Below are 10,168 nucleotides of genomic sequence, written 5' to 3'. Positions count from 1 at the left end.
GCACTTTCGTAATTCAGGATCCAATTGTACGATCTATCCTTTTTTAAATTAAGCTACTCAATCTATGATTAGTTTGATATAATTTACAATATTCGACAAAGAGTGCGACGATTTGACTACATGAAAAAAAGGGTTACACATAGTTGGTCGGACTATCCTTGAAAATAAAGACTAAAGGGGATCTGTTATGTCCGCAGAAATGAAGAGTGTGCTTCAATATTTTATCCGGTATGAGGACTACTCCAGGTTCCTCGATGCGTCTCTGAGTTCCGTAGATGGAGATCATCTGCCAGAGTCAGCTCTGGGCAATCTAAAAGCTATCGCAAACATGTTGAACCAAAAGCAAAAACGTGCGCTTGTTCAGAAATTAGAGAGCTATCCTGATATCAAAAAGGCTTCCAAAGAGCTGCGAGGCAAATGGGAACCGTGGATTGACAGGCTGCTGTCTCGGGATATGGACGTGGAGGAATTTATCGCTCAGTTGCCGTTCCGGTACCCGGACAATCGTGACAATGGAAAGGAATATATCGAACAACTGTTGTCTCAAGAAGAATTTACGATTTGCTATCCATTGTTTATAAAGGATCTACATAATGCCAAGAAGCAACGTATCGTCAAGCCGGTGATTACATTTACCTGCATTTTAACAGATGATGCATTGCAAGTTGTATCTTTTGTTATGAACCGGACAAGCCTGGAGATTCTGCTCGCACAAGCATACCAATGTCCGGTTGAGGATGTGCGAATGATCGCTGCGGAAACTTATCAGCAGTTATGCACAAAAATCGATAGTATTGCGTCTCCCCAACTACCACACATTATCGAACTGATCGACCAATGCCTGCGCGAGGGGGTGCCGGACTGGAGGCATGCAAGTCTGCTGGATGTGAAAAAACATCGTGGTTGGTTAATGACGAGGCGGTTATTCGTAACCAAAGAAATGTGGGATGAAGTGAAGGAGTCTATATTCCGCACGGAAATTGAACGTCTCATGGCAAGACATTCGGCTTCTCCGTCTATGCTCCTGAATCAGTATGTGTTTGGCAATAAAAACGCGGTTGACTATTCGTCAGAACCAATCAGGACAGATTATCATCTTGGAAGCTATACGGCCGACTACCCGATAAATTTCAAACAGTGGAGAATTATGCAGTCTGCCCCTCACTGCTCTACTTGCAGTGAATGGCCCCCCTGGTACCGGCAAGACGACGTTGATCAAGGAAATTATCGCAGATTCCATGGTCAAGAAAGCTCGTTTGTTGATACAGGTCTGGGATGAGCCTTGGCAGCTTAAGGATAAGGGTCAGATCCGGGCTTACTATCAATCTCCGCTCGCGGGGGAAAATCATTACTCCATGGTGATTACGAGCACCAACAATAAAGCGGTTGACAATATTGGGATTGAATTGATGCAAGAGGTCCCCTTCTTAAATAAGGTCCTGGCTCTAGCCGAAATTCATGGCGATAAGGCGGAGACTGAGGAAGACTGGGATGTAGGATACGCATTTGAGAATGATCTTGAAGAAGACAGTTCGATGACAACAGAGCATGAGGATAGAGGCCACTCGACATCTGCGATGGATTTACAGAAGGAAGGAGTCTTTTGCGCACGATTGGGAAATATGACGAATAAGACGGCGTTTGTAGCGCAGAAGTTAGAGGGAACTATAAAAGGTTTGCAGCATGCTGATGTTGCCTATTTGCAAAATGTGGATCTTCGAAATGAGTTTGTCGCTTCGTTGTCCCTGCTGGAGGAGATTCATCGACAGATTGACGTGTTCCAGGAGCAGCTTCAAGTGTGCTTGGAGAGAGGAGACCTGGGGGATCAGAGAGAGGTTCTTGCTGCCCTTGCGGAATGCAAGAATGAGATGGAACGAACAGGTAACAACTTGAACCACCTGATGTTTAACCAGGGAAAGTATGCTCAACATAAGCAAGAAAAAGAGGCGGAAATCACCAAGCTTCAGGAATTCATCCGTCAGCTAAAGCTGGATCTGGCGCGAGGGGAAGAAGAGCGGCGGCAGGCATATCGAGATAAGGAACTGTTTGGGAGATGGACTGCATTCCGTCACAGACTTTTATTTTTTCTTCCTGCCCGCAGGCGTTTCTTTAAGGATAATCCGACACTCGCCTACATCCAAGAAGTTCGCATAGAGCCGCTTAACCAGGAGCTACAGAGCTTACAGGGTCAACTACAACAGTCGGAAGATCTGCTTCTCTCTTGCGATGTCGAGTTATCCACCATTGTTAGCCATCTATATACAATCAATCATGAGCTGCAGAATCTGATAGCGCTCCGGACCGGACTTGAGCAAAGGTGGCACAACTTAATGCTTTTGCAAGAACGAGAGTCAGACCTGAAGAGTACGTTGTGCAGGGAAGAGTCGTTGACGACAAGCTCATATTATGATTTGGCGAACGCGCCTGTTATTGTTCAATTGAGAAGAAAACTATTCGAGCAGGCGCTCGCTGTGAACGAACAGTATGTCATCAAGTATCGGGCAGAGATCGTGCACAATCTGAACCAAGTGGGGGAGTCGCCGCAGCAGTGGTTCAAATCTTTTTACAGCGAGAATGGCAAAAGGCTAGATCAGTATGAGAGCGGCATACGCGCGATTTGGGAATCCTTCTTCCTTTGCTTTCCTGTAGCGACTACAACGTTGCACTCGTTCTCGGAGAAGCTATTCCAGCCCCTTCGTGGCTTGATAGACACATTGTTTGTAGATGAGGCAGGGCAAATCATGCCACATTACCTCTGCGCTCCGTTGTACCGATCACGAAAGGCGGTTATCGTCGGCGACCCCGAGCAGCTTGAACCGGTGCGTCCGTTTACTCAAAACTTGATTGAAGAGAGCGATGTCCAGAAAGAGCTTCATGATCGCATTTGTGTACTCAAAAATAGCGTTCAAGAATATGCGGATCGTGGCAGTGAATTTTATGAGTTCATGGGCACAAAGAAGAAGGGCATCATTCTGACCGAACATCGTCGTTGCGAGGCTAGCATCATGCGATTTTCCAATTTTCACGTCTACCATAACATGCTGGTACTGAAGCAAGAGGACGATTCAAACAAGCTTTTTGGTGCTAATATGGTGGCGTTGGACATTCGCGGTGTAAAGGAGATGAGCTTTCATCACAATTATTCGGAGATTGCTGCCTGCAAAAAGGTGGTGGACCTGCTCATTGGGAGATATGGCAATCACGCGGTTCAAGATATCGGAATCATTACTCCGTTTTCATCCCAGGCGGAGCAACTCAAGAAAAGCATTGCAGGCGTTGATATAGGAACGGTTCATACTTTTCAGGGGAAAGAGAAGCGGTTTATTCTCTTCAGCTCGGTCATTGATGGGGTGCATTCAAAGAGCAAAGGTCTTTCCTACGTCATCGGCAGTAAACCGAATCTGCTCAATGTCGCCTTCTCCAGAGCGAAGGAACAATTCATCTGGGTAGGCAACATCGAGGCGGGTCTGGAGAGTGGGAATTATATAGAAAAAGCCATCCATATGATTCAAACGCATGGAGCCATATACAGTCTGTATAATGAGGACTATGAGAACCCCAAGTATGCAGATAATCGTCAAGAGGCTTATACGGTGTACGAGGATAAGCATGAGCTGAGTGGGGTGGACGACAGATTCATCGAGTCTATGAACGAGCTTCTCCATGCGAATGTGCTCCTGAATCCTAGGAAACACCATGCGTTGATGTTGAAAGCGATGGAATATTGCCGAAGCTCGCTCGGTATTGTCTCGCCGTGGGTGAACAGTAATGTCATGGACGAGGCGTTCTTCTCATTGTTACGTGTAGCGTTGGAACGGGAAGTCGATGTCAAAGTACGGTTTGGTTATTCGAGTTCCAAGCTGACTCTTCAAGAGATCGACAAAATCGTCGATAGAGATAATTATAGCTTTAGGAATAAGGAAGCCATTAAAGGCGCTCTGCAAAGGTTGTATGATGAGTTAGACACCAACCTGGTCTACATGCCACCTCTTCATACCAAAGTGCTCTTGGTGGACGATAGCCTTCTATTCATTGGTTCTCACAACTGGCTATCTAATCCAGGCAGGCTCTTAAGAGAAGAAATCAGCTATCTAATTACTAACAAGCAAACCATTGAGTATGTAAAAAAGAAGTTTGAGTTGTGATACGAAACGTCAGCTGGTCAAGAATTACTATCGCGCTTTTGAAGAAAATAATCCGCACCTTGGCGCTGAGCTGGGCGGATTATTTTTTATTCTAGTCTCGCTCCCCCAATAACTCTCCCACAGAAATCTCCAATGCTCGCGCGATGACGAGCACTTCATAATCCTGCACTAATCGATGCTGGCCCTCCAGACGGGACAGACTGGTGGGGCTGATATCTAGTCCCAGTGTTTGAAGCCGGGAGGGAGGTAGCAGAACCGATTTGGTTTCTGTGCCTCTTTTTGTTTGAGATTTCCAATTTTGATTTGCCGTGTTAAGATGGAAAGGGTGGAGATATATGGCGAAGTTGGTATCTATGACGATTAAGTTGGAGCCAATACAATTTCAGGTGGATACTGGCGTAGACGAGAGCCATTCGCAGTTCTCACCTACGCGAAGGATCTACAACTTGCTCCAGAGATTTCTATTTTGGAGAGGGTACTTTGAAGTGCGTAAATATGGAATAGTCGAAAATCAATTTTGGGGGCATTTGATCGAGCATTTTCTTTTTTACGTTCATTGGTTCTTCTATAAATCTAGACGATAGTAACCGATGCGAACGAAGCCATTTATAATACCGGATGGCAGATCAGGAAGTGCGCAAGGAGGTAATTTTATGTTTTTGTTGTTTCTGACCATAGAGGATGATAGTGATCGAGAATTGTTAACAAGCTTATATGAGCAGTATCATCCCCTATTAAAATATAAAGTCTACGAAATTACGCACGATTACATGGTTGTGGAGGATTTAATTCAAGAAGCATTTCTAAAGTTAATTCCGAAAATTTCTCTTTTGCGCTCACTAGCCTGCTACAAAATGGTTGCATATCTCGTTTATACTGTTAGAAATGCCAGTATAGATTACGTACGTAAAAGGAATCGGCGTGCCAAGCGAGCTTATAGTGGTTTAACAGATGATTTTGCGGATCAAGTCCCTGATTTGCTGGCAGCCACAGAGGAGAATTATATAAAACAGGAGCGATTTGAGGAATTGGCCCAAGCCCTGTACCAACTGTCCGAGAAAGATCGTACGCTACTGTTTCTTAAATACAATATGGAAATGGATGATCGTGGAATCGCGAAGCGTTTAGAGATACCTGTACAGCATATTCGACAGTACGTAGCTCGAGCCCGAAGCAGAGTACTCCGCTTATTAAGAGGTGATGGTCATGAAAAAGAATAATAAGATGGATGAACAAAAGCTGGAAGAAGATTTAGATGAAATCAGGATGAAATTGATCATGAGTAGTTTTGCTGAACATGAAGGCAAAAAATTTATGAAGGAAAACGAGGAATTAAGCAAAGATCCCTTTTATCATCCTTCAGTAAGTGCAAAGCGAAGATTTATCAATCGTTTAAGATTGCGTCTTCCCCTTTTTTTTGTAAAGAAAGTTTTACGTTTTAGCTATCCGAAATTAATAGCCGTTCTTTTTTTCCTTGTTGTCGTCGTATGTGCTACCTCTTTAACGGTGGAGGCGGTGCGGGTTAAGGTCTTGAATCTGTTTATTCAAGTGAAAAATGAATATACAGACATCAGGATGGGACAGACTCCACAACAGTCTGAAGATCATAATGTCCCGCAAAAAGGCAACAATGTTTATATACCTACGGAGATCCCTGATGGATTCCATCTGACGGCAACGACAGAATTTACAAATATGAGGATTTTACAATACGATCGGGACGGACACGAAAACATATTATTCCAATCGAATAACGAAAACACTAGTATGTCAGTGGATACGGAAGATGCTGACGAAGTAACTCACATGATCATTCAAGGCGGCAGTGGGCTTGTCATTCGAAAACAGGACAGAATATCTGTGGTATGGAAAAAGAACGATCAATTGTTGTCTATCATTGGAAATACATCCGATGTAAGCAAAGAAGCCTTGATCAAAATGGCTGAAAGTGTGCAACTGCAGAAGTAAAATTATTTCCCTTGTTACAAAACAGCCCTTTAGACGTCTTATATTTATGATCATAATAAAAAAATGGAGGTTAACTATGGTGAAGTACAAGTTTTCTTTACTAGTATTGACGGTATTATCGCTCTTAACATTGGGGACGGTGGTTCAGGCTCAAGAAAAGGGCGTTTCGAAATCGTCAACGATAGTCGTTACTCCTTATTTTATGTATATCAATATGGTGGGAGCTAGCCTGACTATAAGTAGTTCAGGTAAGGCGACTCCTTTCGGTTACGTGAATTATCCGGGGAATTACGACTCAACGATCAAAATTGAACTTCAACGACAAACGGGTAACGGGTGGACCACGGTAAAATCATGGAGCGATAATTTTTCAGGTGCCGGAACGCATGGTCTGGAGAAGGAATACTACGTTGCTTCTGGAAACGTATATCGGGTTGTAGCTACCGCATCGATAAAAAGTGGAAGCAAAGTTTTGGAGACGGCTTCAAGCATTTCTTCGCAGGTTACATATTAACTGTAAATAGAGAAAAGGTTGAGGTCTTGGTTAGTAATCGGGGAAGTCTCAGGAGAACGCTTTGTAGCGTTCTTTTTTCTTATCCCAGCGGGGTTAGTAGGAAAAATAAATCCCAGTTTGGGTGTTACAAATCGTAAGGATAGGCGTCTTATACTATTAGAGAGGTTGTTCAACAAGAAAACACAACAAACTAGAAGGGACAGGAGAGATGCCCATGTAATAGAATGTAAGTGTCTGATGCGGCTAGTGATGCTAGCCAAACCAATATTTTATGAAACGGAGGTTACATGTATGAAAAGTCCAAAAATGCACATATTCACTTTTGTTGTAGCATTGGGGTTACTCGCAAACACGGCGACTGCTTTTGCCTTACAACCAACTGTCGCAGGGAAGTCTAATGGTGGAACAGCAGGATATGCCAACTGCAATGGCAGAATAACCGTCTCGCAAGGTGGGTTCTTTAGCAATGACTCAGCTACAGCTTATACAAGTGCTGATGCGACTGGTACCTACGCGGTTGCAGCTGTTGTGTGGTATAACGATGGGACAAGCGAGAAAACCAAATACGAAGACAAAATTGTTTACAATTCTTCGGCAGAAATATCTGTTACCAGCACGGCTCCAAACAATAATGGCAACAAAGCGACTGGCGGTCATACCTATTCCTCATCGATCCGAGGAAGTTGGAGTGGAAGCACTGAAAAACCTTACTCTTAATCCCGCTGAGATTCGCACCTAAAGAGTAAACGTACCGCTTCAGCACATGTGCAAATGTAGTTATCGGAGCATGGTGGTTCCATGCTCCGATAACTATTTATTAAGGAGAGTAATCAAATAGTTTCAAACTATTTTTCACTTACAATACTGGGGTGGTAGGAAAATGAAATATAGAATGCATATTCTCTTTGTGGTTTTATTAAGCCTCATATTACTCATGAGTTGCAGCCATCCTGAAAATAAGATTAATTTGGAGGAATATAAAAATGAATATAGTTATGGACTCCAAGTATTTGATACCTCCATGGAAATGCTTCCTAATGCCATTGATGAGTTTTCACCGAACAAGGAACGGATTATCAAATTTTTTAATCTGACAGATCATAATACTGATTATACCCTTTTGGTGACGTTAAACGGCTCTTTGTGCTCTATTAAGGTGGATGGCCAACAAGCTGGACTTACATACAATAGCAACGCTGAAGCAAATTCTGAAATTGAAATGGATGTTAGCATTCAACTAAAAGAAGAGCAACTATTGCCCGAATTCAACTACCTTGTCTTTACGGTAATTACAGAAAATCAGGTCGCTAATGTTCAGAATACTGATTTGATCTTTAACAAAGTATCATTTGCACACCAATTAAATATTCCCAACACTGTTCAAGTGGCTCCTCTCAAAATGACAATTGATAAAAACGACTATCATCTTAAGAGTGATGAGATCATTGATAGATACAAAAAATATCAGTTTGCTACTTTACAAGATATCGAAACAAAAAGATACGAAATGATAATCAACAGGAGTCTCCAAGTCGATTCTGATAAACGCTTAGGGGTAAGAGTGGAGGCGGTTGGAGATAACGGGTTATACTCTCTCCTGTTATTCTACAATAATAAACCTTTTCTTTTCTCAGGAAATAAACACAATTATACATTCGAGTTAGACGGAGATAACATGCTTTCGAAGGAATTGGAAATAACGGCAGAAGATAAAGAAGGAAGTTTATTTGCCCTGGTATTCCCTCTTGATAATGAAAACTACAATCCATTTCTAACAAATAAAGCAACTTTTGAAGCGGAATTTTAGAGGAGCGAATAATCAATGCTGGAACTTCAGAACTTAAGTAAAAAATATCGAGATAACGATGTAATCGTAAATATATCGACTGTATTTAATACCGGAATAACAGCAATACTTGGTGCGAACGGGGTAGGAAAATCAACTCTGCTTAATATGATTGCGACTTCCCTTGATTTGGATAGTGGTCAAATATTGTATAATAAGAAGAACATTCAAAAGGAGATAGCTGAATATCGCAATCGTTTGGGGTTCGTCCCGCAGTCACCTCCTTACTATCCGTTCTATACCGGTCATCAGTTTCTTGAATATATATGTCTGTTAAAGCAGATACCCAATCAACTTATAAAAAGCGAAATATCGAGAGTTTTGGGCATCGTTAGAATGACGGAACATGCAAAGAAGAAAATCAAAAACTATTCAGGTGGTATGAAACAGCGAATCTCTATCGCACAGGCATTATTAGGCGATCCAGAGATTCTTATATTAGACGAACCAACCGTCGGACTTGATCCAAAAGAGCGAATGATCTTTATAGAATATATTAAGGAGGCTTCTGTTACAAAAACGATATTATTTTCAACGCATGTTGTATCCGATATTGAGGAAATATCAAACAACATTTTGTTGCTAAAGGGCTCTTCGATACTCTATAAAGGAACCGTCTCCGAAATAATCGATGAACATAAAAAAAAGTTCCCGGATACGAAGACGCTTTCAGATATTTTCCTCCATATTTATGATTGAAGGTGGTTCGACATGAAGTTTCAGTTAGTGCGTTACTATCTAATCGATCTATTCCATAAATTCAAGTATGTCTTTGTTGCTGTCATATTGATTACTGCAGTAATCGTCGCCCTCCAATACGCGCCCGCCCGGGAGTTAGGAAAAGGTTATACTCATTTAAGCGAACAATTTTGGGGACCCTTTTCCGTTGAAAAAGATAAGAAGATGGAAGAACTGATCGATAAGCAGGCTGAAATGTCTTCCACAGCATATGATGAATTGCAAAGTAAATGGTTCGAAAATTTTGCTAATCCGGGAAAGGACAATTCTAGGGTCAACGAAGAATCGGAGTTATGGGAAGAATCTCAAAAATTTCTTCATGGGAATGGTGAGTATGGCAAGACGATCTATGATGATATGATGATACTTTCGGCTCTCATTAACTCTTATCGTGACTTAAGCCAGGTGGAAGATAAAAAAGCTCAGATGTTAGATAACATTAGACGAAATATGGAAAGGTCGAACCAGGAGGCAGGGTATTGGGGCCTGCTGATGGAAAAAAGCAAAAACCTAAAAAAAGTAGAGTATTATGATATGCGTCCTGTAAATGCCTTTTTAGAAAGTTATGCAACAGATTGGATGTTTCTCTTTATATTAATCATTATGCTTTCAACTATTTTTTGTGGCGACTACGAGAAAAGTAGGCATTTGCTTTTATTCAGTATGCCTATTAGCCCGGTAAAAATCGGATTGCATAAAATCTTTTGTTCAATATTTATTGCGCTGCTGTGCTTGGTATCCTCAACCATAATTAACTTATCCATGCTGTTTGCTCATACTAAAAACCTCCACTCCTTATCACAGGCGGTACAAGCTGTAGGAAGTATGAGCAACTCACTTTTTAGTGGAACCTTATTAGAGTATATATTTTTGCTTATATTATATAAAACTATTTTTTATATTTTTATAGCCGTTGTTGTGACGCTTGTATCTATGTTTTGTAGAAAGATGGTTTAT

General features: G+C 41.7%; 9 protein-coding genes. All 9 read left to right on the top strand.

Annotated elements, in window-relative coordinates; translation table 11 throughout:
• Positions 1-187: 187 nt before the first annotated feature.
• A complete protein-coding gene (locus PA598K_RS34880) occupies positions 188-1,279 on the top strand; it encodes a hypothetical protein (protein WP_128661286.1) in 1,092 nt (363 codons plus the stop codon).
• Complete coding sequence (locus PA598K_RS34875) at positions 1,212-4,145, top strand: AAA domain-containing protein (protein ID WP_128661285.1); 2,934 nt, start codon at positions 1,212-1,214, stop codon at positions 4,143-4,145. The genes PA598K_RS34880 and PA598K_RS34875 overlap by 68 nt, the downstream gene beginning before the upstream one ends.
• Positions 4,146-4,798: 653 nt before the next feature.
• A complete protein-coding gene (locus PA598K_RS34865; RefSeq protein WP_185602427.1) occupies positions 4,799-5,365 on the top strand; it encodes an RNA polymerase sigma factor in 567 nt (188 codons plus the stop codon).
• Positions 5,352-6,113: a DUF4367 domain-containing protein gene (locus PA598K_RS34860; RefSeq protein WP_185602426.1), complete on the top strand. Its 762-nt coding sequence runs from the start codon at positions 5,352-5,354 to the stop codon at positions 6,111-6,113. The genes PA598K_RS34865 and PA598K_RS34860 overlap by 14 nt, the downstream gene beginning before the upstream one ends.
• 76 nt (positions 6,114-6,189) lie before the next feature.
• On the top strand, positions 6,190-6,627 hold the full coding sequence (locus PA598K_RS34855) for a hypothetical protein (RefSeq protein WP_128661282.1): 438 nt from the start codon (positions 6,190-6,192) through the stop codon (positions 6,625-6,627).
• Between the two features lie 291 nt (positions 6,628-6,918).
• The gene (locus PA598K_RS34850; RefSeq protein ID WP_128661281.1) at positions 6,919-7,344 is read left to right on the top strand and encodes a hypothetical protein; all 426 of its coding nucleotides are present in this window, start codon (positions 6,919-6,921) and stop codon (positions 7,342-7,344) included.
• A gap of 163 nt (positions 7,345-7,507) precedes the next feature.
• The gene (locus PA598K_RS34845; protein ID WP_128661280.1) at positions 7,508-8,434 is read left to right on the top strand and encodes a hypothetical protein; all 927 of its coding nucleotides are present in this window, start codon (positions 7,508-7,510) and stop codon (positions 8,432-8,434) included.
• 15 nt (positions 8,435-8,449) lie between these two features.
• Positions 8,450-9,172 carry an ABC transporter ATP-binding protein gene (locus PA598K_RS34840; protein WP_128661279.1) on the top strand — a complete coding sequence of 241 codons (723 nt, stop codon included), beginning with the start codon at positions 8,450-8,452 and terminating at the stop codon, positions 9,170-9,172.
• 12 nt (positions 9,173-9,184) lie between these two features.
• The coding region (locus PA598K_RS34835; protein WP_148092051.1) for a hypothetical protein at positions 9,185-10,168 on the top strand (984 nt) is incomplete at its 3' end.

It is taken from the genome of Paenibacillus sp. 598K, assembly GCF_003851045.1.
In the GTDB taxonomy this organism is placed as follows: domain Bacteria; phylum Bacillota; class Bacilli; order Paenibacillales; family Paenibacillaceae; genus Paenibacillus_D.
This window is presented reverse-complemented; position numbering and strand designations above follow the sequence as displayed.